Source organism: Serratia sp. 4542 (assembly GCF_016805595.1).
Lineage (GTDB): Bacteria > Pseudomonadota > Gammaproteobacteria > Enterobacterales > Enterobacteriaceae > Serratia > Serratia nevei.
Window position 1 is genome coordinate 134,016 of sequence record NZ_RXKV01000003.1, and the last position, 23,168, is coordinate 157,183.

Genomic DNA, 23,168 nt, shown 5'->3' on the forward strand with positions numbered 1-23,168 from the left:
ATTAGCTATAATGCGCAACAATTTTCTTTTTGGTGATAAGCACGATATGAACTCTCTGTTTGCCAGCACGGCGCGTGGATTGGAAGAACTGTTAAAAAGCGAGCTGGAAGCGCTTGGCGCTCACGACTGCAAAGTGGTGCAGGGTGGGGTACATTTTCAGGGTGACGATCGTCTTCTGTACCAAAGCCTGCTGTGGAGCCGCCTGGCTTCGCGCATTCTGTTGCCGCTGAACGAATTCCGCGTGCACAGCGATCTGGATCTGTACCTCGGGGTGCAGGCGATCGACTGGCCGAGCATTTTTGGCGTGGATAAAACCTTTGCCGTGCATTTCAGCGGCGTGAACGAAGAGATCCGCAACAGCCAGTATGGCGCGCTGAAGGTGAAAGACGCCATCGTCGACAGCTTTACCCGCAAACTTGACCAACGCCCGACGGTCGCCAAGCAGCAGCCGGATATTCGCGTTAACGTCTTCCTGCAGCGCGATATGGCCAGCGTGGCGCTCGATCTGAGCGGTGAAGGCCTGCATCAGCGCGGTTACCGCGATCTCACCGGCCAGGCGCCGCTGAAGGAAAACCTGGCGGCCGCCATCGTGCTGCGTTCCAGCTGGCAGCCGGGCACGCCGATGCTCGATCCGATGTGCGGCTCCGGCACGCTCTTGATCGAAGCGGCAATGATCGCTGCCGATCGCGCGCCGGGCCTGCACCGCCAACACTGGGGCTTCAGCGCCTGGAACGGCCACAACGCCGAACTGTGGCGTGAAGTCACCACCGAAGCGCAGGTGCGCGCACGCCGCGGCCTGCAGGAAACCGCCTCTCGCTTCTTCGGCTCCGATATCGATCGTCGGGTGATTGAAATGGCGCGCGGCAACGCCCGCCGCGCCGGCGTCGCCGAGCTGATCACCTTCAACGTCGGCGACGTGGCGCGCTTGACCAATCCGCTGCCGGAAGGCCCGCACGGCACCGTGATCAGCAACCCGCCGTACGGTGAGCGTCTGGAAAGCGAACCGGCGCTGATCGCGCTGCACAACATGCTGGGCCGCGTGATGAAAAGCGCCTTCGGCGGCTGGCAGCTTTCGCTGTTCAGCGCCTCGCCGGAGCTGTTGAGCTGCCTGCAGCTGCGCGCCGAGCGCCAGTTCAAGGCGAAAAACGGCCCGCTGGAGTGCGTGCAGAAAAACTATCAGCTGGCGGCGAACCCGGCCGGTGCCACTACCGGCGGCGTGCAGGTGGCGGAAGATTTCGCCAACCGTCTGCGCAAGAACTTGAAGAAGCTCGACAAGTGGGCGAAACAGCAGGGCATTGAATGCTACCGCCTGTACGATGCCGATCTGCCAGAATACAACGTCGCGGTGGACCGCTACGGCAGCAAGGTGGTGGTGCAGGAGTATGCGCCGCCGAAAACCGTCGATGCGCAAAAAGCGCGTCAGCGCCTGTTCGATGTGATCAACGCGACGCTGGCGGTGCTGGAATTGCCGTCGAATCAGCTGATCCTGAAAACCCGCGAGCGGCAGAAGGGTAAGAACCAGTACGAGAAACTGGCGCAGAAAGGCGAATTCCTGCTGGTGGAAGAGTATAACGCCAAGCTGTGGGTCAACCTGACCGACTATCTCGATACCGGCCTGTTCCTCGATCACCGCATCGCGCGCCGCATGCTGGGCGAGATGAGCAACGGCAAGGACTTCCTCAACCTGTTCGCCTATACCGGCACCGCCAGCGTGCATGCCGGGCTGGGCGGCGCGCGCAGCACCACCACGGTGGACATGTCGCGTACCTATCTGGAATGGGCGGAGAAGAACCTGCGCGCCAACGGCCTGACTGGCCGTCAGCATCGGTTGATCCAGGCCGACTGCCTGTCGTGGCTGAGCAACGCCAACGAACAGTTCGACGTGATCTTCATCGATCCGCCGACGTTCTCCAACTCCAAGCGGATGGAGAACACTTTTGACGTGCAGCGCGATCATCTGGCGCTGATGAAAGATTTGAAACGGTTACTGCGCCGTAACGGAACCATCATGTTCTCGAACAACAAGCGCGGTTTCCAAATGGATATGGCAGGGCTGAGCGCGCTGGGCCTGGAGGCGAAAGAGATCACCGCCAAGACGCTGTCGCAGGACTTTGCCCGTAACCGTCAGATCCACAACTGCTGGCTGGTGACTCACGCCGGCGAAGGAAAATAATTACTATGTCGTTAATCAGCATGTCCGGCGCCTGGCTCTCTTTCAGCGATGCGCCGCTTTTAGACAACACCGAAATTCATATCGAAGACAACGAGCGCGTGTGTCTGGTCGGGCGCAACGGCGCCGGTAAGTCCACGCTGCTGAAGATCCTTGGCAAAGAGATCCCGCTGGACGACGGCCGGGTGATCTACGAACAGGATCTGATCGTGGCGCGCCTGCAACAGGATCCGCCGCGCAATATCGGCGGTAGCGTGTTCGACTTCGTGGCCGAAGGCGTCGCGGAGCAGGCGGAACACCTGAAGGCGTATCATGCGATTTCCCACCTGGTGGAGAGCGATCCGAGCGAGAAAAACCTGGCGCGCATGGCGCAAATCATGGAGATCCTCGACCACCAGGGGCTCTGGCAGCTTGACAGCCGCATCAGCGAAGTGCTGCTGCAGCTGGGGCTGAACGGCGACGCCGAGCTTTCCTCGCTGTCCGGCGGCTGGCTGCGTAAAGCGGCGCTGGGCCGCGCGCTGGTGAGCTCGCCGCGCGTGCTGCTGCTCGACGAACCGACCAACCACCTGGATATCGAAACCATCGACTGGCTGGAAGGCTTCCTGAAAGAGTTTGACGGCAGCATCGTCTTCATCTCGCACGACCGTTCGTTTATCCGCAACATGGCGACGCGCATCGTCGATCTGGATCGTGGCAAGCTGGTTTCCTGGCCGGGCAACTACGATCTGTATCTGCAGAGCAAAGAAGAAGCGCTGCGGGTGGAAGAGCTGCAAAACGCCGAGTTCGATCGCAAGCTGGCGCAGGAAGAGGTCTGGATCCGTCAGGGCATCAAAGCGCGCCGTACCCGTAACGAGGGGCGCGTGCGCGCGCTGAAGGCGCTGCGCGTCGAGCGTTCAGAGCGCCGTGAAGTGATGGGCACCGCCAAGATGCAGGTGGAAGAGGCGACCCGCTCCGGCAAAATCGTATTCGAGCTGGAAGACGTCAACTATCAGGTCGGCGAAAAAGTGCTGGTGCGCGGTTTCTCCGCTCAGGTACAGCGCGGTGACAAGATTGCGCTGGTGGGGCCGAACGGCTGTGGCAAAACTACGCTGCTGAAACTGATGCTCGGTCAGCTGAAAGCCGACAGCGGCCGCGTGCACTGCGGCACCAAGCTGGAAGTGGCTTACTTCGACCAGCACCGCGCGGATCTCGATCCGGAGCGCACGGTGATGGACAACCTGGCGGAGGGCAAGCAGGAAGTGATGGTCAACGGCCGTCCTCGTCACGTCTTGGGCTACCTGCAGGACTTCCTGTTCCACCCGAAACGTGCGATGACGCCGGTGAAGGCACTTTCGGGCGGTGAGCGTAACCGCCTGCTGTTGGCTAAGCTGTTTCTGAAACCGAGCAATCTGCTGATCCTCGATGAACCAACCAACGATCTCGACGTCGAAACGCTGGAGCTGCTGGAAGAGCTGATCGACGGCTATCAGGGCACCGTGCTGCTGGTCAGCCACGATCGCCAGTTCGTCGACAACTCGGTGACCGAGTGCTGGATCTTTGAAGGCAACGGCGTGATCAACGCCTTCGTCGGCGGCTATTACGATGCGCATCATCAGCGCGCCACGGCGAAACCGATTCGTCAGGCGGCGCCGAGCGCGAGCAAACCGGCGGCGGAGAAAAAGGCCGAACAGCCGAAGAAAGCGGCGGCCAAGCTGAGTTACAACCTGCTGCGCGAACTGGAACAGCTGCCGCAGCGGCTCGAACAGCTGGAGGCGGAAATCGAAGCGCTGCAGGCGCAGATGAGCGATGCCGACTTCTTCACGCGGCCGCACAGCGAAACGCAAGAAGTGCTGACGGCGCTGGCTAACGCAGAGCAGGCGCTCGAGCAGGCCTTCGCCCGTTGGGAAGAGCTGGAAGCGATGAAAAACGGCTGACCGTTGCGATACCGCCCGCGCGCTGCTGCGGGCGGTATCGACGTGCCGGTGAGCAACGTTATTGAGGAGGAATATGGTGTGTTCCCACAACAATCATCAGCAGCATAGTCATTCCGTACCTTCGGCGGAGCACCAGGATAACCTGATGCTGTGCCCGCAGTGCGACATGCTGGTGGCGCTACCGCCGCTGGCCTATGGCAGCAAAGCGGTATGCCCGCGCTGCAAAACCACGCTCAGCGTCCGCTGGGACGAACCGCGCAAGCGGCCGATCGGTTACGCGCTCAGTGCCTTGTTCATGCTGGTGCTGGCCAACATTTTCCCGTTTATCAACATGCGCGTCGCCGGCCTCGGCAACGAAATCCGGCTGATTCAAATCCCGGAGGTCATGGTGGCGGAAGATTACGCCAGTATGGCCACCTTGTTTATGGTGTTCGTGCAGCTGATCCCGGCGTTTTGCATGGTGGCGATCGTTCTGCTGTGCGCCAAAGTGCGCTTGCCGCTGGGGCTCAAAGAGTGGATGGCCCGGGTGCTGTTCCAGTTCAAAACCTGGTGCATGGTGGAAATTTTCCTCGCCGGGGTGCTGGTCAGCTTCGTCAAGCTGATGGCCTACGGCGATATCGGCATCGGCAGCAGCTTCGTGCCTTATTGCCTGTTCTGCCTGCTGCAGGTGCGCGCCTTCCAGTGCGTGGATCGGCGCTGGCTGTGGCAGGACATCGAACCGGCGCCGCGTCTCGATCGTCCGCTGACGGTGGGGCGCACCGGCATGCGCCAGGGCGTGCGCTCCTGCGCCTGCTGCACGGCGATCCTGCCGGCCAATCAGGTACGCTGCCCGCGCTGCCACACCAACGGCTACGTGCGCCGCCGCCACAGCCTGCAGTGGACGCTGGCGCTGCTGGTGACCTCCATCATGCTGTATATCCCGGCCAACCTGATGCCGATCATGGTGACCGAGGCGCTGGGCAACAAGATGAACTCCACCATCATGGCGGGGGTTATCCTGCTGTGGGGGGACGGCTCTTATCCGGTGGCGATGGTGATTTTCATCGCCAGTATCATGGTGCCGTCGCTGAAAATGCTGGCGATCGGCTGGCTGTGCTGGGATGCCAACGGCAGGAAGAAGCCGCGTGCCGACAGCGAGCGGATGCACCTGATTTATGAAGTGGTCGAGTTCGTTGGCCGCTGGTCAATGATCGACGTATTTGTGATCGCCGTATTGTCGGCGCTGGTGCGAATGGGGCAGTTGATGAGCATTTATCCTGCGACGGGCGCCGTGCTGTTCGCGCTGGTGGTGATCCTCACCATGTTCGCCGCCATGACATTTGATCCCCGGCTGACCTGGGATCGCGCAAGTGAAACAATCAACAAGGAGCCGCAAGGTGACGGAAAATAATCATAGCGTCGCAGACGTTGAGAAGATCAAACGCTGGTCGCCGGTGTGGATCATTCCCATCGTGACCGCGCTGATCGGCGCCTGGATCCTGTTTTACCACTTCAGCCATCAGGGGCCGGTGGTGACGCTGGTCACCACGACGGCGGAAGGGCTGGAAGCGGGTAAAACCAAAATCAAAAGCCGCAGCGTGGACGTCGGCGTGGTGGAAACCGTCACGCTGAGCGATGATCTGAGCAAGGTGATGGTGCAAGCGCGTCTCAATTCCGGCATGGAGAAATTGCTGCGTCAGGACTCCGCCTTCTGGGTGGTGAAGCCGCAGATCGGCCGTGAAGGCGTCTCCGGGCTGGGCACGCTGCTGTCCGGCGCCTATATCGAACTGCAGCCGGGCAGCAAGGGCAAAGACGGCAAAGACAACTATCAGCTGCTCGACGCGCCGCCGCTGGCCTCCCCGGACGCCAAGGGGCTGCGCATCGTGCTGGACAGCGAGAAATCGGGCCAGCTCAACGCCGGCGATCCGGTGCTGTTCCGCGGCTATCGCGTCGGGTCGGTGGAAACCAGCTACTTCGATCCTAAAGAACGCGCCATGCGCTATCAGCTGTTCATCACCGCGCCTTACGACCAGCTGGTCACCACCAACGTGCGCTTCTGGAAAGACAGCGGCGTGGCGTTCGACATGTCGGCGCAAGGGATGCGGGTGGAGATGGGATCGCTGACTACCCTGTTCAGCGGCGGCGTCAGCTTCGACGTACCGGACGGCTGGGATCGCGGTGAACTGGCGAAAGAGAAGGCGGAGTACCAGCTGTTCGACAACCAGCGCAGCACGCAGGATTCGCTGTATACCGTGCATAAGGATTACCTGCTGTTCTTCTCCGATTCGGTACGCGGCCTGCAGCCGGGCGCCCCGGTCGAGTTCCGCGGCATCCGCCTGGGCACGGTGGCGCAGGTGCCATTCTATAAAGAGGGCATGGCGCAACGCCTGGATAACGACTACCGCATTCCGGTGCTGATCCGCATCGAGCCGGATCGCTTCCAGAAACAGCTGGGCGGTAATTTCGATATCGAAGGGCACTTGAAAGACGCCGAGTCCCGCGGCATGCGCGCCTCGATGAAGTCCGCCAACCTGCTGACCGGTTCGCTGTATATCGATCTCGACTTCTATCCGCAGGAGAAACCGTGGAAAGGGCCGCGCGAGCTGTTCGGTTATCCGCTGATGCCGACCACCAGCGGCGGGCTGGCGCAGATCCAGCAGAAACTGATGCAGACGCTGGACAAGATCAACGCGATGCCGATCAATCCGATGATCAACGAAGCGACCAAGACGCTGGCGGAAAGTCAGAAAACCATGAAGTCGACGCAGCAGACCATGAAGTCGCTGAACGACATCATCGCCAGCAAAGAGATGCAGGCGCTGCCGCAGGACATGCAGAAAACGCTGCTGGAGCTGAACCGCAGCATGAAAGGGTTCCAGCCTGGTTCACCGGCTTACAACAAGATGGTGGGCGATATGCAGCGCCTCGACCAGGTGTTGCGTGAGCTGCAACCGGTGCTGCGCACCCTGAATGAGAAGAGCAACGCGCTGGTGTTTGAAGCCGCCGGCAGCACTGACCCTCAGCCGAAGAAGGCCACGAAATGATGAAATGGATCCCGGTAGCCCTGGCGCTGTTGCTCAGCGCCTGCAGCAGTTCGCCACAGAAGACCTACTATCAGTTGCCGGCGCTGGGGGCGCCGGCCGCTGCCAGCAGCAGCGGCGCTTCCACGCGCCAGCTGTGGCTGGAGCACGTGAGCGTGGCGGATTATCTGGCGCAGAGCGGCGTGGTGTATCAAACCAACGACGTACAGTATGTGATAGCCCAGAACAACCTGTGGGCCAGCCCGCTCGACCAGCAGCTGCAGCAAACGCTGGTCACCAACCTGAGCAGCGCGCTGCCAGGCTGGGTGGTTTCTTCGCAACCGATGAGCAGCGATCAGGATGTGCTGAACGTGACCATCAGCGGTTTCCATGGCCGCTTTGACGGCAAGGCGATCGTTCGCGGCGAGTGGGTGCTGAACCGCCAGGGGCGCTTGATCAAACGGCCTTTCAGCCTGGAGTTGAAACAGGGTGAGGACGGCTATGATGCCCTGGTGCGCACGCTGGCGCAGGGCTGGCAGCAGGAAGCCCAGGCTATCGCAGCACAGATGGGCGGCATTTAGTCATAATTTGGTCTAAAATCGTCTAATCCCTGTCAGCGTGAAAAGTCTTTTTTTCTCCCTGGCAGGGATTTCTTTTTCATTTCAAAAAGTTAAACCCTTTCCCGGCAGATCAGCCACTTAGCACTTTCCTCGGGCGTAGCTCACAAATATGACATTGGCGTGAATTTTGCGCATTGATCTTCTCTTCTTTTAGCGCTATTGATAACTCGTGGCTGCGCAAAAAGCAGCCATTGTTTTCTTTCCACCAGACCAAAATGAGGGAAACGAGGCATGAAGAGACAGAAACGCGATCGTCTGGAAAGGGCGCATTCGAGAGGGTATCAGGCAGGTATTTTAGGGCGTTCCAGGGAACATTGTCCCTACCAATCATCAGTGGACGCCCGGTCTCAATGGCTGGGAGGTTGGCGAGAAGCCATGGAAGACAGGGCTGTGACCGCTTAAGCGGCTCCCTGTCAAATAAAAGGAATAACCTCCGCCCTTTGGCGGAGGTTTTTGTTTGTGGCCTCTGAGGTGGCATCACCCAGGGCGTTCTCAGCGGGGTTATTGCTTCGCGCTGGCCTGACGAGGAGCGAGAAAGCGTGATTCGTATAGATGAGGCACGCTTTAGGCGCTCTGGCGGTGGGTAAACAGGAAATCCTAAAGGGAGGGCGGAGGCGGTGCAAGGCATTGAGGGATAAAAGAAATGCCGCCACGAGAGACGTGACGGCATGCGCGATCGTTGGAAAAGAAGGCGGTGGCCGTCTTCTCGTCAGCGTGATTAGAACGCTGCGGTATCCTTGAACAGGCCCACTTTCAGATCGGTGGCGGTATAGATCACTTCGCCGTCAACCAGCACTTCGCCATCGGCGACGCCCATGATCAGCTTGCGGGTGATAACGCGCTTGAAGTTAATGCGGTAAGTCACCTTCTTGGCGGTTGGCAGCACCTGGCCGGTGAACTTGACTTCACCGACGCCCAGCGCGCGGCCTTTGCCTTCGCCGCCCAGCCAACCGAGGTAGAAACCGACCAACTGCCACATGGCATCCAGGCCCAGGCAACCAGGCATGACCGGATCGCCGATAAAGTGGCAACCGAAGAACCATAGGTCCGGATTAATATCCAGCTCCGCTTCCACATAACCTTTGTTGTGAGTCCCGCCGTCTTCGCTCATTTTGACCACGCGGTCCATCATCAACATGTTACCTGCCGGCAACGGTGGGCCACCGGCGCCGAACAGCTCGCCACGGCCGGATGCTTCGAGGTCTTCTTTCGTATAGGAATCGCGTTTATCTACCATGTTCTCAGTAAGCCTTATTTTAATGAAGGACGCAGGTTAGCTAACACGTGTACGCTGAACAAGTCCGATCAGCCGTGGTTGAACCAGTTGAGCCAGCGCAGCGGCCATGGACGGCGGCGTTCCTGCAGGCTCACCTGCGCAATCCGTTCCTGAATGGCCGCCAACAAATTCGGCTGTTGTTCATCAGAGTAGAGGCAACCTGTAAGCAAAGGCAAGGCTTCCGCCGCGCTCTCTACCGCCCACAGATGGAATTGCCCCTCGCGTACCGCGTCGACGACATCTTGACGCAGGCACAGGTGGCGCACGTTGGTCACGGGCAATACGACGCCCTGTTTGCCCGTCAGGCCGCGGCGTAAACAAACTTCGAAGAAACCTTCGACCTTTTCGTTAACGCCGCCTATCGGCTGTACGTTGCCGAATTGGTCGACGGAGCCGGTGACGGCGATCTGCTGTGTGATTGGCTGCTGCGACAGAGCGCTGACCAAGGCGCACAGCTCGGCGAGCGAGGCGCTGTCGCCGTCCACTTCACCGTAAGATTGTTCAAAGACGATGGAAGCGGAGAAGGGCAACTGCTGATCCAAATCCAGTTCGGCGATAAGGAACGCCTGCATGATCATCATGCCTTTAGCATGCAGGTTGCCTCCCAGCTCGGCTTTGCGCTCGACGTCGGTAAACTCGCCGTCGCCAAGATGCACGACGCAACTGATGCGCGAGGGCTCGCCGAAGCTGCGCGGATGGCCGGGATAATCCAGGACTGACAGGCCGTTGATCTGCCCGATCACTTCACCCTCGGTCTCAATCAGGATCTGACCCAGCTCAATCTCATCCTGCATACGCTCGGCCAGATAGCTTTCGCGCCATTCGCGGGCATTCAACGCTGCCTCAAACGCTTTGGCGGTAATGCGCTCCTCTTCGGCATACAGTGCAGCCTCGGACAGCTGCTGGCCAAGCCAAACCGGCGAGAGTGGCAGGATGCCCTGATCGCCGGTGTAACGCACAGCCTGGACGATCAGCGGCGACCAGGCGTCGGCCGCTAACATCGGCAACTGCCGATCGGCAATCACGCCGTTGACGTAGCCGCACCACTGCGCCATATCATCGACTTCGGTCAGCTGCAGATCGTCTTCGTATTCGCCGTAGACCGCTTGTTCGCTCAGTTCCGGCTCGATATCGTGGAAATCGGCCAGGCCGTGACGGTCGCCGACCACAATCAGCCGCAGGTCCAGCGGCATCGGTGGAATGGCTACCGGCAGCGGGCGGGTTTCGTCTGGCGAAACCCAATGGAACTGGCGCTGGCCGATCATCTGCTTCAGCCGCAGCCATAGCAATGGCTGAGCCAGCAGCGCCCGAGCCGACAGGATCAGGACGCCGCCGTTGGCCTGGTGCACCAGACCCGGTTGCAGGGTAATGTCGCCATTGTGGATCCGTACGCAACCAAACAGCTGCTCCGGTTCAATCCACTCCTGGAACAGACAAGCACCGCCGGCGGCGAAAGGCTCATCGCCACGGCTGGCCGGCTCTATGCTGACCTTGCCATCCTGAATGGCATAGTGGCTGCCGCGGCATGCCGTATTCTTAGCCAGCAGTGGTGTGACGGCGTGAGCGATCAGTTCCAGGTACTCTCGCGTTTCTTGCGCTTTCAACAGCATGAAACGCGGTGGCGATTGAGGGTGGCAAAATAGCGTCAGGGCATTTTCCAGCCGAGGCTGAATGGCGGAAAAGGGCACGGGTGCCAACTGAGCGGCGGTATCAAATATCGCCTGATAAGGCGTTACGTCCGGCAATAAAGATTGCCATTCAAGTCGGTTATTGGTCAAAGTGTTAGATGCAATCGTTAAAAAGGGAAAGGGCGATTATACAAGAATAACGGCGGCTTGATACATGTGGAGTGCCAGTTGGCGTCAGGGAGTTTGACATCGCGCGATGACTGTGCAAAAAACAGTCTAAAAGACGGCTTAATTGCCGGGGAAATTCGGCGCAAAGCTGTTATGCTTATTTGAAGTTACGCGGTCACTGAAGAGCTCAAGATGAAATATCAGCAACTGGAAAATCTGGAGAGCGGTTGGAAATGGAAGTACCTGGTGAAGAAGCACCGGGAAGGGGAACTTATTACCCGCTACATTGAAAACAGCGCTGCTCAGGAGGCGGTTAACGAACTGCTGAAGCTGGAAAATGAGCCGGTCAAGGTACTTGCATGGATTGCCGCTCATATGAATCCGGAGCTGGATAACCGGATGAAACAAACGATCCGCGCCCGCCGCAAACGTCATTTTAACGCAGAACACCAGCATACGCGTAAAAAATCTATCGATCTGGAGTTTTTGGTTTGGCAACGCTTGGCTGCCCTGGCGCGCCGTCGTGGCGTCACGCTGTCGGAAACGGTTGTGCAGCTTATCGAAGATGCTGAGCGCAAAGAGAAGTATGCGAATCAGATGTCGTCGTTGAAAGAAGATTTGAAGGCGATTCTCGGTAAAGAACCTAAGTAAACGGGGCAGAGCGCCTTAGTTACACTGGGTCTTGAATGTTCTGATAACAGCAGGACGAAAAAAAACCCCGCAATGCGGGGTTTTTTATTAGGCGAGTAAACTTAGCCCTGAGGCTGAGTTACAACGTCTTTGATACCTTTAACTTCGATCTCTACGCGACGATCTGGTGCCAGGCAGTCGATCTGAGCTTTGGTAGCGCGGCCAGCTTTGTAGCCACAGGTGTTGCCAGTAACTGGATCAGCTTTGCCCATGCCACGTGCAGAGATTTTGTCTGACGGGATGCCTTTGGAGACCAGGTAGTCAACAACGCTTTGTGCGCGTTTTTCAGACAGTTTCTGGTTGTACTGAGCAGAACCAACGGCGTCGGTGTAACCCAGAACAACTACGGAACCGTCTTTAGGATCCATGGAGCTCAGCTGGGAGTACAGCTGATCCAGAGCCTGCTGACCTTGTGGCTTCAGAGTTGCTTTGTTGAAGTTGAACAGCACGTCAGACTTCAGAGTGAAACGCTTGGTTTCAACAACTGGAGCCGGAGCTGGAGCTGGAGCAACTGGAGCAACTACGTCATCCTGACCGAAGCGATAAGAAACGCCCAGGCTCAGCATGGTGTTGTCTGGACGTGCGCCAACGGTACCTGCGTCACCGATGTTGCTTACGAACTGGTAGTCCAGGCGGGTAGCCCAGTTTTTGGTCAGTGCGTATTCAACACCAACAGCAGCCAGCGGAGAAACGCCGGTGTCGTGGTCGCTCAGGCGAGTGCCGTTGCCGTAGTTAGCTTTGGAGTCTGCACGCCATACCATACCACCCAGACGAGTGTAGATGTCCAGATCGTCAGCAATTGGGTAGCTCAGTTTAGCGGCCAGTTGAACGCCCTGCGCTTTGAAAGCACCGTTGTTCACGCTGCCTTTGTAAGGCATACGGCCAAGCCAGTCATAGCCCAGTTCGAAGCCCAGGTATTGGTTTGCCTGGTAGCCCAGGAACGCGCCGGCACCCAACTGATCTTTGTGGGTTGGGCCGTTGCCGATACCGTTCTGGTAACCGTTACCGTAGAAACCAGTGTCGTGGTACTGGGACCAGCCCAGTTTAGCACCGGTGTACCAGGTGTTATCTTTTGGAGCGGCTTGCGCTACGGTAGCGAAACCTGCCAGTGCCACTGCTAATGCGATAGCTGTCTTTTTCATTTTGCGCCTCGTTATCATCCAAATAGGCAATGAGCTTTAAAGCTGTTTTAAGCCCTTGGTTAAATTCCTTCGCCAAGGTTTAAGCCCTCGTTTGTTACTCGCCAGTTTTTCTGACGTTATAGAGCAACCTTGGCGATGTAAAGTCTACAACGTGGCGCGAAAGTTACAAGTGTGATGTGATAAGGCTCTAAAAAAAAACGCGGAATCGTACATATTTGCTAACATTCTTAGCCTAAAAAAACGGCGATTCATCGGGCGTTTTTGCTTGTCAAACCGCAGCCGGACTAGCTTTGTGCCTTATCCCGCAAAGGTTCCCTCTACGGGGTGCGAAAATGATGGGAAAAATCCTAAATTTACTTAATGATACAAAGAAGAGTGAATTTTTAGGGTGGAACAGTGTCCGTGAGTCGGGTCAATGTCACGTTGAGGACGCATGATAAACCCGTAGGCATTACCCAATTCTGCCGCACGTCTCAATTTTAGACGATCCTCCTCCGTTAGCTCGGGCAACCAGCCGAGAACCACGCTGTAGTTCCCCGTTTGCAGCGCTTTTTCCATTGCCTCAACCGTATTCACCGGGCTGATTTGGCTCAACTGCACCATTTTATCCACCGGCAGGCCGGATTGCTGCAGCCATTGCTTGCTTAACTTTTGCTGCGGCGTCAGCCACAGAAGCCAGCGAGATTGCTTGCCCAGTTGCTGGAGCAGGGGCAACAGCAGTTGAGCCACTGCGGGCTGGCGCTCGTTGTAAACAAGTTCACTGATCAAGCCATTCTCTTTGCCGACATTTGTGTTCTTCGCAACGCTGTTCGCGGTAAAAGAGCCATGGCTAAAATGAGGTTGGTAGAGTGATTGAGTACGCATAAAGTTCCCGCCCGTCGTGTTACTGTATGTTTATACAGTATCCCTGATTTCGGATAAGATCAACCCAAATTTTCGTAGCGGCTCGCATAATTGCGATCATTTTTTGTACCGGTGTTTTTTGTGATTGGCATGCAGACGGATAGTGCGTATTTTTCTAATTAGTTGTTCACGTTACTTTTTTCATTGATGAGAGAAATAATACGACCGGAACCTAAAAAGGAGGAACGCTATGAAAAGGATGTCGACGAGAAGAATCACGCAGGCTAAAAGTTGCTTCGCGGCGCTGGGCACCATCACCACGCGGTCACAGTTTGGCGGCTATGGGCTGTTGGCTGAGGGGGTGATGTTTGCAGTGATAGCGGAAGGCGAGCTGTATTTGCGGGCTACGGCGAGCATGGAACCGGCCTTTCGCGCTCGGGGCATGGTCAATATGGTCTATTCCAAGCGCGGAGTGCCCATCACTTTGCGCTATTACTGGGTTGACGAGTCCCTGTGGCGGGAACGTAACGAATTGGTGGGGCTGGCTTGGCAAGCTGTCAGGGAGGCCCGTCGGGAACAGCGGCTCAAGGCCGGCGACCACGGCAGATTGAAGGCGCTGCCGAATATAGATGTCAATATGGAGCGGCTGTTGTGGCGAGCGGGTATCCGCAACGCCTATGACCTGCGGTTGCAGGGCGCGAAACGCAGCTATCTTAGCCTGCTGCAACAACAGACCAATCTGGGATTGCGAGTCCTGTTGTCGCTGGGCGGGGCGATAGCCGGTTATCATCAGGCGGCATTACCGGCTGAATTGCATAACGAATTGGTGCGCTGGTTCGATCATATGATGGCGATGCGCCGCCATGGACATGAGCCGGTGATTCAGGGCCCGTCGAGCGGGCCCTGAATGATTAGACTGTCTTATTGATTTGGGTGTGCAGCGCGGTGAGTTCCGGCAGAAGTTCGAGCACCAGCCCCACCTGCTGCAAAACCAGCTGTTCTTTGCTTTCAGGTTCCGGAACGGCTTGGCGAATACGCTCCGCCAGCTGTTCCAGCGCCTGAGCAATGCGCTGGCTGTTCTGTTCTTCCTGATGCAGGGCGCCGTCCACGTAACACACGGCATCATTGAGCAGGTCGAGCGTGGCAGGGGTATTCAGCCGCTCGCGGTGCGCACCCAACGCCGAGATATAACTCAGGAGTGTGTGGTTCAGGCAGAGCAGGCGGAAGGCGGCTTCCTGCAGCGCCTTGTCGGCCTTGGGATCGGCGGACATGTTGGAGATGACCGAAGCCAGCTCGGCATCGCTGTTGTGGGCATCTCGCCGCGCAATGCGGTAGGCGAGGCCGTTATCCTTACCCTGGTGGTATTGCACCAGAATGGCGTCCAGATAACGGCAGTTGGCATTCAGCGTTTTATCCACCACCGCCGGCAGTTGGCGGAACTTCCAGTCCGGCCAGATAAAGCTGACTGCCGCCCAGGCGATGGCGCAGCCCAGCAAGGTATCGTAAACGCGCGGAGCTGCCACTTCGAATCCCTCACCCAACAGGTTAAAGCACAACAGCACCAGCAGCGTGATGAACATCGTCGCGTGCGCATATTGTACGGTGCGGAAAGCGAAGAACAGAACGCCGGTGATGACGATCAACACCAGCTGTCCTTCCAGTGAAGGCACGAAATAGAGGATTGGCAGGCCGATAAGAATACCGGCTAGGGTGCCGATGATGCGCAATGCCAGGCGTCGGCGGGTGGCATTGTAGTTCGGTTGGCAGACGAACAGGCTGGTCAACAGGATCCAGTAACCGTGCTGCATGCCGGTGAATTGAATGAAGGCGTAACCCACGCACAGCACCACCGACATGCGGATCGCGTGGCGGAACAGGGCCGACTGGGGCGTCAAATGGCGGCTGATGCGCAGCCGGATATCGCTCCAGCCAGTTAAGCGGTCATCGGCCAGGCTGTTCTCTTCCGCTTGCCCGCTGGCCAGCGTCTGCTCTGATTCGATATTGGCCAGCTGCGCATCGATCGCATGCAGGTTTTTCAACAGATGCGCCAGCGCCTTGGTCTGCTCGGTATTGCCCTGGGTTTCGGCGATGCGCGCCAATGCCTCCTGAATGCGGCTGAAAGCCGGTTCAAAGCGCGGGTTGTGCTGGTACTTTTGCCGCAGCAGGATCGATTGCGCCAATTGGCGGCAGGCGCGCGCCTGCATGCTCAGCAAACGCTGGAAGCGGAACAAAATGTCGCTGTGGCGGAATTGCCGGCTGAGTGCGTGGTACTGAACGTGGGAAGAGCTGGCGCGTTCGTGGATATCCTGCGCGACAAAATAGTAGTGCAAGGTGCGGCGGGTGCCACGCTGGCCGCGATCGCCTTTCAGGCGCGTCAGCAGCGAGGCTTTGGTTTGGTTAAGCAACGCGACCAGGGCGCTGTTGGCCATCGCGACATCCATCCAGGGCAGATCGGCGTCGCGCTCGGCATCGGGATCGAACAGATTGGCTTTGGCATCCAGATAGTTGGCCAACTGATCGTAGCAGCGCGCCAGGTTCTCTTGCAGCGGCCGGATAGGGAACAGCAGGTGGCCCGCCAGCGTCAGCAGGTTGTACCACAGTGCGCCGATCACCAACAGCAGCGGCTGCTGATACCAGGCATCGTACATGGCGGTGCCGAGCATGGTATAAACCGCGATCAGCAGCGCGCCGAAGGCGATGGTGGCGTAACGTTGCCCCAAGGCACCGAGCAGGATAAAACCGCAGGTCGACGTGGTTAAGCCAAGGGCGAACAACCAGGGGTAGGGGAACAGCAGCTCGATTGAAGCAGAGGCGACAAAGAAGCACACCAGCGTGATCAGCAGGTTGCGTAACCTGCCGGCCAGGCGGTCATCCAAATCAGTCAGGGCCGCCGCCACGACGCCCAGCGTTAGCGGGATGGTCAGCTTGGGAATGCCCAACCACCAGGGAACGGCGGTGGTGCCGATCAGCGCAATAAGGATGCGTAGGTGATACAGCAGGTTGCTGTTGTAGGTATAACGACGAACTGCGGGTGCAAAAGAGAGCACGAAAAACTCCTCAAACGGAGAAAAAATTAACGCTGATGATAGTGGCGGCGAGCATTCTCAATACGCGCTTGCTGGGCCATTTCTACCGAGACGACGCGGCGCCCCACCGGCCACAGCGCGATGGCGGCAATTTTGAAATTGGCGATGCCGACCGGAATGCCGATGATCGAAACGCACTGCACGATGCCGGCGGCGATGTGTGACAGGCATAGCCACCAGCCGAACAGCACCAACCAGATAATGTTGAGCAGCGAACCGCCGGCGGAGAGCAGCGCATTGCTTTTTTCCGGGTAGAGTTCATCGACGTGAATTGCCTCATTGCCGAAAGGCACCAGCGACAGCTTGGTGATTTCCCAGCAGGAGCGGGTGAGCGGCAGCGTGATGACCAGCAGCACGCTGAACACCGTGGCGATGAGCCAACCCAGCGTGGTGAAGAAACCGCCCAACACAAAATTAAGAATATTCAGTACAGTACGCATAGACGTCATTCTGCTCTAATGATGGCCAAACCGCGATGCGGGCGTATTCACGATAAAAACGCAAAATCTATTCTACCCTTTTTTTAGCGCTAGAGTGCCACTGCTTATCACAGGTAAACTGGCAGATATCCGTTATTTAATCTCAACATAGTCATGGCGCGACGATATGGAACTTAAAGCGACATCGCTGGGGAAACACCTGGCTCAGCACCCTTATAACCGCGTGCGGTTGCTGCACGCCGGCGTTGAGGTGAGCGGGGAAAAACATGAATATCTGATCCCCTTCAATCAATTGATTCAGGTCAGGTGCAAGCGCGGCATCGTCTGGGGCGAGCTGGAATTTGAATTGCCGGACGAAAAAGTGGTGCGGCTGCACGGCACCGAATGGCAGGAAACGCAGCGTTTTCATCATTATCTGCAGCAGGCCTGGCAGCAGTGGAGCGCAGAAATGAGCGAGGTCAGCGCCGGCGTGTTGCAACAGCAGGTGGCGCAGATCCAGCGCATCGAGCAGCAAGACAAATGGTTTAAAAAGTCTGAGCTGGGTAAGCTGCAGCAGCAAATCCACGAGGCTTTCTCCGCGTTGCCGATGCCGGTGGCGCGTCTGGATGAGTTTGATAACTGCCGGGCTGATTATCATCTGTGTCTGCAATGGCTGCAGCAGGGGCTGCGCAGCGTCGAACAACGCAACCGGCAGTGGACCGAGCGCATGCTGGAGCAACATCACGACTTCTTCCAGACCGTCGAGAGTTCACCGCTCAATGACTCTCAGAGCCGTGCGGTGGTCAACGGCGAGGATTCCATTCTGGTATTGGCGGGGGCCGGCAGCGGCAAAACGTCGGTGCTGGTGGCGCGCGCCGGCTGGCTGCTGCGCCGTCAGGAGGCGGAGCCGGGCCAAATTTTGCTGTTGGCGTTCGGCCGTCAGGCAGCGAGTGAGATGAATGATCGCATCAAAGCGCGTTTGGGCGATGTCGGCATTCAGGCCAAGACATTCCATGCATTGGCGCTGCAGATCATTCAACAGGGCAGCCGCAAAGCCCCGGCCATCAGCCGATTGGAAACCGATGCCAAAGCGCGCAAAGCGTTGCTGATTACCCATTGGCGACAACAGTGCGCAGAGAAAAAAGCCCAGGCCAAGGGGTGGCGTCAATGGTTGAGCGACGAACTGGAATGGGAAGTGCCGGAAGGCGACTTTTGGCAGGATCAACGCCTGGCGGATCGGCTGGCGGGCCGCTTGGAACGCTGGCTGGGGCTGATGCGCATGCACGGCGGCAGCCAGGCGGAAATGATTGAGCAGGCGGATGAAGAAATCCGCGATCTGTTTTCAAAACGCATCCGGCTGATGGCACCGCTGCTGAAAGCCTGGAAAAGCGCCTTGAAAGAGGAAGGGGCGGTGGACTTCTCCGGTCTGATCCATCAGGCGGTCAATATTCTCGACAAGGGGCGCTTTGTCAGCCCGTGGAAACATATTCTGGTCGATGAGTTTCAGGATATCTCGCCGCAGCGTGCGCTGTTGCTGGCGGCGCTGCGTCGACAAAACAAACAGACCTGCCTGTTTGCGGTGGGGGATGACTGGCAGGCGATTTATCGCTTCAGCGGCGCAGAGTTGACGTTAACCACGGCGTTCACCACTCACTTCGGTGAAGGGGCGCAGTGCGCGCTGGACACCACTTATCGCTTTAATGAACGTATCGGTGAGGTAGCCAACCGGTTCGTGCAGCAGAACCCGCACCAGTTGAAAAAACCGCTCAACAGCCTGAGCAAGGGCAATAAAAAGTCGGTGGCGATCCTGCCGCACGAGCAGCTGGAGCCCTTGCTGGATAAACTGAGCGGCTATGCCAAGCCGGACGAGCGTATTCTGGTACTGGCGCGCTACCATCATCTGAAACCGGAAGCGCTGGCGAAAGCGGCCACCCGCTGGCCCAAACTGGATCTGGAGTTTATGACCATCCACGCCAGCAAGGGGCAGCAGGCGGAATACGTCATCATCGCCGGTTTGCATGACGGGCGTGACGGTTTCCCGGCCGTGGCGCGCGAGTCGGTGTTGGAAGAGGTGCTGCTGCCACAGCCGGAGGATTTTCCGGATGCCGAAGAGCGCCGCCTGCTGTATGTCGCATTGACTCGCGCCAAACACCAGGTCTGGCTGTTGCAGGATCGTGAACGCCCTTCGGTGTTCGTCGAACAGCTGCAAGATCTTGGCGTACCGGTGCAGAAAAAACCGTAGGCATCAGGCCTGGCGGCAGCCAGGCCGCGAGGACTATTTCAGGCGGTCTTGCAGGTAGCGCTGATAGTCGGGGATGGCGATCTCCACCTCGCTTTTGAACAACGGAGAGTCGATCAGGAAGTCGGCGGTCGAGCGGTTGGTGGCCACCGGAATATTCCATACTGTCGCCAACCGCAGTAGCGCCTTCACGTCAGGATCGTGCGGCACCGCGTTCAGCGGGTCCCAGAAGAAGATCAGCATGTCTATCTTGCCTTCCGCAATCAGTGCGCCAACTTGCTGATCGCCGCCCATCGGGCCACTCAGCATGCTGGCGACGGGAATGCCGCTGGCGCGCTGGATCAGATTACCGGTAGTGCCGGTGGCGTAAAGCTGATGCTGCGCAAGAATGGTCTTGTGGCTCTCTACCCACTCCAACAGGGCCTGTTTGCGGTGATCGTGCGCCACCAGCGCAATGTGTTTGCGCGCGGCGATAGTGCGGGTGGTCAATTCCATCTCGGTGTCCTTCGCTAATCGGGGATGTGCGACAGATTACTGAAACTGTTTTTCACTGCCTAGCGTTTGCGCTTGAAAATGCAAAGAAAAGGCGCCTTTGCGGGGAAAGACGCCGGGAAGTATCAGCGAACCGGTTGTTTATTGGCCCACCGCAGAAAACGCTTCTGTGTTTCCTTGTCGGCTTGCTGGAACCAATATTGCAGCATCTGTTCCGACACGTTTTCCCCTTTCAGCGTGACCGTTGGAGCGTTCAGCGGCGTGCCGGCCAGCGAGGGCGTTGAGGGATTACCGGCGTTCGCCTGAACGAAGGACGCGACGGAGGCGGAGCGATTCTGGCGGTTGTAATCCGTCATCACCTTTTCCAAATCGGCATTGAAGGTGACGCTGTCGGGATGCAGCACGTCATGCCGGAACGGCAGGGCGTTGCCGTCTTTATCGACCACCAGATAATTCAGCGTCTTGTCAAAGCGTTGCGCATCGCGATCGTTCTCGATGCGCGGCAGTTCGATCGCCACCTGGCTGATCTTTTGCGTATTGAAGGAGGCAACCAGCGGCAGGGAAGCATAGGCCTGCGTATGCTGGCCGGCGCGGACGTTTTTGGTCACTTTAAACAGCAGCTGGTGCTGTCCGCCATCCAGTTCAAGACTGTCGGCGCCTTTTAACAACGAACCTGTCATTTTCTTGCCGTCGACCACCAGCAGGTCGATGTCCGGGGAGAGTTTCAGGGTCGTAGCCGCGGCAGGCATGCTGATGCTGAGCAACGCCGCAACCACCAGACCAAATTTCATCATTATCTCCTTATAAAGTGACGTAGCTCTAAGTGTTGAACACGGCACAGGTTGTGTCAAAATTTTTCAATCGGGCGTTATGTTCACATTTTTACATATTTTATCGCGATTAGACACGACCATGGGCAGCTGAACCGCGACAGCCTCTGACCATAAGATTGTGCTGAAGTTTCCCTCGCGTTGCGTTTAGCCGAGCGGGTGCCGATCGGTTACACTCGAAGCGGAGAGTGGTGGAGTGATAAACGGGAGTTGAAAGATGCAAGATCAAGAGATTATCGAGCTGTTGCAGCAGGTGAAAACTATCGCGCTGGTCGGTGCCAGCGATAACCCGTCGCGGCCCAGCTATGGGGTGATGGCATATCTGTTGGCGCAAGGCTACCAGGTGATCCCGGTCAGCCCAAAACTGGCGGGGCAGACGCTGCTGGGGCAGCCGGTTTACGCTACGCTGGCCGCTATACCGCAGCCGGTGGATATGGTTGACGTGTTTCGCAATTCGGAGGCGGCTTACGGCGTGGCGCAAGAGGCGATAGCGATCGGCGCCAAGGCGCTGTGGCTGCAGATTGGCGTGATTAACGATCAGGCGGCGGAGCTGGCGCAACAGGCCGGGCTGCGCGTGGTGATGGATCGCTGTCCGAAAATCGACATTCCGCGTTTGGGGCTGGAGCGTTGAATAAAAAGGGCCTGGCGCGATGCCAGGCCCTCTCGGGTTTCTCAGGTCTTGGCGCGGTCAATTGCGCAAGCGTGGCGCCTGTAGCTGGTGGCGGATGGATTCCGCCAGTTCATCCAGCGATGGTTGCTCGGGGTGTGCCTCCTGGGCTTCGCTATCCAGCTGCGCTTCCGCCAGATAGGTGTGTACCGGTTGGCCTTCCTCGTCTTCCATCACCACGTGGTACCAAGGGGCGGAACGCAGTTCATCGTTCGCCGCTATCTCGTCAGCTTTGGGTTGTTCCAAAGAGTATTCCGGGTCGATATCGATCACGACACCCAAATACCCCAGCAGTTTATGCCTAACCTGTTGTCCGATACCGAATTTGCTGGCAATCATGATGACCTCCTGAGAAACAATGCCTTGCTCATATATGGGGGCAAGGCAGCGCATTTCAAGTTACATCACCCGACAAGCGAATCCTTTCAGGTACAGCCCCTCAGGATACGTGGCGATCACCGGGTGATCGGCAGCCTGCCGGAACTGCTCTATAAATTGTACATCACGTCCGGCATCTACAGCGGCGTCGGCCAAAATTTTCTGGAACAGGTCGGTCGGCATCAGGCCGGAGCAGGAGAAGCTGAGCAGAATGCCGCCCGGATTCAGCAGCTGCAGCGCCAGCATGTTGATGTCTTTGTAGCCGCGGCAGGCGCTAGCCAGCTGGTTTTTGTTCTCGACGAACTTCGGCGGATCCATGATGATCAGATCGAATTTCTCGCCCTGGGTGCGGTAGTTGCGCAGCAGCTGGAACACGTCATCGCGGACGAACTCCGCTTTGCTCAGATCCAGCTTGTTGAGCTCGACGTTCTGCCGGGCGATATCCAGCGCCGCCTGCGAGGTATCCACGCTGATCACCTGCGCGCAGCCGCCCATCAGAGCGGAAACGGCGAAGGCGCCGGTGTAGGAGAAGCAGTTCAGCACCCGACGGCCGGCGGAGTAATTGCGCGCCGCCAGGCGGCTGTCGCGCTGGTCGAGGTAGAAACCGGTCTTGTGCCCCTGCTGAATATCCACCAGCAGCTTCATGCCGTGTTCGGTGATCGGCAGCAGTTCCGGCGGCAGATCGCCCAGCACCGGGCCCTGTGCCAGCGGCAGGCCTTCTTTTTTGCGCACCGCAACGTCGGAGCGATCGTAGATCGAACATTCCGGGTAGCAATGTTGCAGGGCGGAAAGCAGGGCCGGGCGCTGGTATTCGGCACCGGCGGACAGCAGCTGCAGCACCAGGAAATTCTGGAAACGATCGATAGTGATGCCCGGCAGGCCGTCGGACTCGCCGGCGATCAGGCGGTATCCGTCCAGACCGTCGCGCTGCGCGACCCAATCGCGCCAGCTTTGCGCTTGCTGCAGGCGGCGGATGAAGAAATCGATGTTAATCTCTTCATCTGGCTGGAAGGTCCAGACGCGTGCGCGGATCTGCGAGTCGGGCGAATAGGCGCCGCGCGCCAGCCATTTTCCCTGGCTGTCGAGAATATCGATGGTTTCACCGGAGTGGGCTTTGCCCTCAACGCGTTGAACGGCGCCGGAGAACACCCAAGGGTGGCGACGGAGTAAGGACTTTTCACGTCCTTTGGCGAGAAACAGGCGTACGGTCATAATTAATAATGCTGCCAGCTAGGAGAAAAAGAGTGACACGGCGGTGCAAAAGCACGGCAATGCCATAACGAAAACTGAATAAGGGGGCGATTATGACACAAGTTTGCATAGCTGCGTATGTGTATGGCGTGGTGCAGGGGGTCGGGTTCCGCTATTCCACACGGCGGCAGGCCGAGGCGCTGGGGGTGACCGGCTATGCGCGTAACCTTGATGACGGCAGCGTTCAGGTGGTGGCCTGCGGCACGCAGGCGCAGGTAGACAAGCTGGTGGCGTGGTTGAAACAGGGCGGCCCGCGCAGCGCGCGCGTCGAACGCGTGCTGGTGGAGCCGCAGGGCGTGGTCGATTACGCCGGGTTTGGCATTCGCTATTGAATGCCGGGCTGCAGCGGCGCTGCGG

Annotated in this window: 21 protein-coding genes; 11 read left to right on the forward strand and 10 right to left on the reverse strand. The window is 58.0% G+C overall.

What is annotated here, in order from left to right; translation table 11 throughout:
* The first annotated feature begins 46 nt into the window (after positions 1 to 46).
* The 6 genes from rlmKL to rmf all read left to right on the forward strand — a co-directional run bounded on the left by rlmKL (position 47) and on the right by rmf (position 8,104).
* Positions 47 to 2,173 carry a bifunctional 23S rRNA (guanine(2069)-N(7))-methyltransferase RlmK/23S rRNA (guanine(2445)-N(2))-methyltransferase RlmL gene (gene rlmKL / locus EKL15_RS02995; protein WP_203088768.1) on the forward strand — a complete coding sequence of 709 codons (2,127 nt, stop codon included), beginning with the start codon at positions 47 to 49 and terminating at the stop codon, positions 2,171 to 2,173.
* A 5-nt stretch (positions 2,174 to 2,178) separates the two neighbouring features.
* On the forward strand, positions 2,179 to 4,083 hold the full coding sequence (locus tag EKL15_RS03000) for an ABC transporter ATP-binding protein (RefSeq protein ID WP_046686785.1): 1,905 nt from the start codon (positions 2,179 to 2,181) through the stop codon (positions 4,081 to 4,083).
* A 73-nt stretch (positions 4,084 to 4,156) separates the two neighbouring features.
* Positions 4,157 to 5,473, forward strand: a complete 1,317-nt coding sequence (pqiA, locus tag EKL15_RS03005) for a membrane integrity-associated transporter subunit PqiA (RefSeq protein WP_060440265.1) — start codon at positions 4,157 to 4,159, stop codon at positions 5,471 to 5,473.
* Positions 5,460 to 7,106, forward strand: coding sequence for an intermembrane transport protein PqiB (gene pqiB / locus EKL15_RS03010; protein WP_060440264.1), 1,647 nt, complete (start codon positions 5,460 to 5,462; stop codon positions 7,104 to 7,106). Before pqiA ends, pqiB begins: the two co-directional genes overlap by 14 nt.
* Positions 7,103 to 7,663 carry a membrane integrity-associated transporter subunit PqiC gene (gene pqiC / locus EKL15_RS03015; protein WP_049272921.1) on the forward strand — a complete coding sequence of 187 codons (561 nt, stop codon included), beginning with the start codon at positions 7,103 to 7,105 and terminating at the stop codon, positions 7,661 to 7,663. Before pqiB ends, pqiC begins: the two co-directional genes overlap by 4 nt.
* A gap of 270 nt (positions 7,664 to 7,933) precedes the next feature.
* Complete coding sequence (gene rmf / locus EKL15_RS03020; protein WP_004928150.1) at positions 7,934 to 8,104, forward strand: ribosome modulation factor; 171 nt, start codon at positions 7,934 to 7,936, stop codon at positions 8,102 to 8,104.
* 316 nt (positions 8,105 to 8,420) lie between these two features.
* Here rmf and fabA read toward each other — a convergent pair whose 3' ends face one another.
* The gene (gene fabA / locus EKL15_RS03025) at positions 8,421 to 8,939 is read right to left on the reverse strand and encodes a bifunctional 3-hydroxydecanoyl-ACP dehydratase/trans-2-decenoyl-ACP isomerase (RefSeq protein WP_049200448.1); all 519 of its coding nucleotides are present in this window, start codon (positions 8,937 to 8,939) and stop codon (positions 8,421 to 8,423) included.
* 68 nt (positions 8,940 to 9,007) lie between these two features.
* On the reverse strand, positions 9,008 to 10,756 hold the full coding sequence (locus tag EKL15_RS03030) for a Lon protease family protein (RefSeq protein ID WP_060419669.1): 1,749 nt from the start codon (positions 10,754 to 10,756) through the stop codon (positions 9,008 to 9,010).
* Between the two features lie 210 nt (positions 10,757 to 10,966).
* Here EKL15_RS03030 and matP point away from each other — a divergent pair, with 210 nt between their 5' ends.
* Complete coding sequence (gene matP / locus EKL15_RS03035) at positions 10,967 to 11,425, forward strand: macrodomain Ter protein MatP (RefSeq protein ID WP_019454505.1); 459 nt, start codon at positions 10,967 to 10,969, stop codon at positions 11,423 to 11,425.
* A gap of 101 nt (positions 11,426 to 11,526) precedes the next feature.
* Here the strand turns inward: matP and ompA are convergent, their stop codons facing one another.
* Together ompA and sulA are read right to left on the reverse strand one after the other, a co-directional pair.
* Positions 11,527 to 12,606, reverse strand: a complete 1,080-nt coding sequence (gene ompA / locus EKL15_RS03040) for a porin OmpA (RefSeq protein WP_060419786.1) — start codon at positions 12,604 to 12,606, stop codon at positions 11,527 to 11,529.
* Between the two features lie 357 nt (positions 12,607 to 12,963).
* A complete protein-coding gene (gene sulA / locus EKL15_RS03045; protein WP_047727899.1) occupies positions 12,964 to 13,470 on the reverse strand; it encodes an SOS-induced cell division inhibitor SulA in 507 nt (168 codons plus the stop codon).
* Positions 13,471 to 13,699: 229 nt separating this feature from the next.
* Here sulA and EKL15_RS03050 point away from each other — a divergent pair, with 229 nt between their 5' ends.
* A complete protein-coding gene (locus EKL15_RS03050; RefSeq protein ID WP_060419667.1) occupies positions 13,700 to 14,356 on the forward strand; it encodes a TfoX/Sxy family DNA transformation protein in 657 nt (218 codons plus the stop codon).
* A gap of 4 nt (positions 14,357 to 14,360) precedes the next feature.
* Here the strand turns inward: EKL15_RS03050 and yccS are convergent, their stop codons facing one another.
* The gene (yccS, locus tag EKL15_RS03055; RefSeq protein WP_084826475.1) at positions 14,361 to 16,496 is read right to left on the reverse strand and encodes a YccS family putative transporter; all 2,136 of its coding nucleotides are present in this window, start codon (positions 16,494 to 16,496) and stop codon (positions 14,361 to 14,363) included.
* 26 nt (positions 16,497 to 16,522) lie between these two features.
* Positions 16,523 to 16,975: a YccF domain-containing protein gene (locus EKL15_RS03060; RefSeq protein ID WP_004928120.1), complete on the reverse strand. Its 453-nt coding sequence runs from the start codon at positions 16,973 to 16,975 to the stop codon at positions 16,523 to 16,525.
* 166 nt (positions 16,976 to 17,141) lie between these two features.
* On the opposite strand from EKL15_RS03060, the gene helD reads away from it, so the two are divergent.
* Positions 17,142 to 19,196 carry a DNA helicase IV gene (gene helD / locus EKL15_RS03065; RefSeq protein WP_100396510.1) on the forward strand — a complete coding sequence of 685 codons (2,055 nt, stop codon included), beginning with the start codon at positions 17,142 to 17,144 and terminating at the stop codon, positions 19,194 to 19,196.
* Positions 19,197 to 19,229: 33 nt separating this feature from the next.
* On the opposite strand, the gene EKL15_RS03070 is transcribed toward helD, so the two are convergent.
* Positions 19,230 to 19,688 (reverse strand): methylglyoxal synthase, encoded by a 459-nt coding sequence (locus tag EKL15_RS03070; RefSeq protein ID WP_100396511.1) that lies wholly within the window; start codon positions 19,686 to 19,688, stop codon positions 19,230 to 19,232.
* Between the two features lie 122 nt (positions 19,689 to 19,810).
* Positions 19,811 to 20,476 (reverse strand): DUF2057 family protein, encoded by a 666-nt coding sequence (locus tag EKL15_RS03075; protein ID WP_070913941.1) that lies wholly within the window; start codon positions 20,474 to 20,476, stop codon positions 19,811 to 19,813.
* 256 nt (positions 20,477 to 20,732) lie between these two features.
* Here EKL15_RS03075 and EKL15_RS03080 point away from each other — a divergent pair, with 256 nt between their 5' ends.
* Positions 20,733 to 21,146 (forward strand): CoA-binding protein, encoded by a 414-nt coding sequence (locus EKL15_RS03080; RefSeq protein ID WP_060419657.1) that lies wholly within the window; start codon positions 20,733 to 20,735, stop codon positions 21,144 to 21,146.
* Positions 21,147 to 21,203: 57 nt separating this feature from the next.
* Here the strand turns inward: EKL15_RS03080 and hspQ are convergent, their stop codons facing one another.
* Positions 21,204 to 21,521, reverse strand: coding sequence for a heat shock protein HspQ (hspQ, locus tag EKL15_RS03085; protein ID WP_033637900.1), 318 nt, complete (start codon positions 21,519 to 21,521; stop codon positions 21,204 to 21,206).
* 60 nt (positions 21,522 to 21,581) lie between these two features.
* Positions 21,582 to 22,772, reverse strand: a complete 1,191-nt coding sequence (gene rlmI, locus EKL15_RS03090; RefSeq protein WP_100396512.1) for a 23S rRNA (cytosine(1962)-C(5))-methyltransferase RlmI — start codon at positions 22,770 to 22,772, stop codon at positions 21,582 to 21,584.
* 92 nt (positions 22,773 to 22,864) lie between these two features.
* Here rlmI and yccX point away from each other — a divergent pair, with 92 nt between their 5' ends.
* Positions 22,865 to 23,143 carry an acylphosphatase gene (yccX, locus tag EKL15_RS03095; RefSeq protein WP_100396513.1) on the forward strand — a complete coding sequence of 93 codons (279 nt, stop codon included), beginning with the start codon at positions 22,865 to 22,867 and terminating at the stop codon, positions 23,141 to 23,143.
* The last annotated feature ends 25 nt before the right edge of the window (positions 23,144 to 23,168 follow it).

Bases quoted from the DNA above. Each gene is read 5' to 3' on its own strand.
- ompA (WP_060419786.1), bottom strand. From the start codon at position 12,606: ATGAAAAAGACAGCTATCGCATTAGCAGTGGCACTGGCAGGTTTCGCT.
- EKL15_RS03000 (WP_046686785.1), top strand. From the start codon at position 2,179: ATGTCGTTAATCAGCATGTCCGGCGCCTGGCTCTCTTTCAGCGATGCG.
- EKL15_RS03080 (WP_060419657.1), top strand. From the start codon at position 20,733: ATGCAAGATCAAGAGATTATCGAGCTGTTGCAGCAGGTGAAAACTATC.
- EKL15_RS03070 (WP_100396511.1), bottom strand. From the start codon at position 19,688: ATGGAATTGACCACCCGCACTATCGCCGCGCGCAAACACATTGCGCTG.
- helD (WP_100396510.1), top strand. From the start codon at position 17,142: ATGGAACTTAAAGCGACATCGCTGGGGAAACACCTGGCTCAGCACCCT.
- rmf (WP_004928150.1), top strand. From the start codon at position 7,934: ATGAAGAGACAGAAACGCGATCGTCTGGAAAGGGCGCATTCGAGAGGG.
- fabA (WP_049200448.1), bottom strand. From the start codon at position 8,939: ATGGTAGATAAACGCGATTCCTATACGAAAGAAGACCTCGAAGCATCC.
- pqiC (WP_049272921.1), top strand. From the start codon at position 7,103: ATGATGAAATGGATCCCGGTAGCCCTGGCGCTGTTGCTCAGCGCCTGC.
- pqiA (WP_060440265.1), top strand. From the start codon at position 4,157: ATGGTGTGTTCCCACAACAATCATCAGCAGCATAGTCATTCCGTACCT.
- rlmKL (WP_203088768.1), top strand. From the start codon at position 47: ATGAACTCTCTGTTTGCCAGCACGGCGCGTGGATTGGAAGAACTGTTA.
- yccX (WP_100396513.1), top strand. From the start codon at position 22,865: ATGACACAAGTTTGCATAGCTGCGTATGTGTATGGCGTGGTGCAGGGG.
- matP (WP_019454505.1), top strand. From the start codon at position 10,967: ATGAAATATCAGCAACTGGAAAATCTGGAGAGCGGTTGGAAATGGAAG.
- EKL15_RS03050 (WP_060419667.1), top strand. From the start codon at position 13,700: ATGAAAAGGATGTCGACGAGAAGAATCACGCAGGCTAAAAGTTGCTTC.
- EKL15_RS03075 (WP_070913941.1), bottom strand. From the start codon at position 20,476: ATGAAATTTGGTCTGGTGGTTGCGGCGTTGCTCAGCATCAGCATGCCT.
- sulA (WP_047727899.1), bottom strand. From the start codon at position 13,470: ATGCGTACTCAATCACTCTACCAACCTCATTTTAGCCATGGCTCTTTT.
- EKL15_RS03060 (WP_004928120.1), bottom strand. From the start codon at position 16,975: ATGCGTACTGTACTGAATATTCTTAATTTTGTGTTGGGCGGTTTCTTC.
- hspQ (WP_033637900.1), bottom strand. From the start codon at position 21,521: ATGATTGCCAGCAAATTCGGTATCGGACAACAGGTTAGGCATAAACTG.
- rlmI (WP_100396512.1), bottom strand. From the start codon at position 22,772: ATGACCGTACGCCTGTTTCTCGCCAAAGGACGTGAAAAGTCCTTACTC.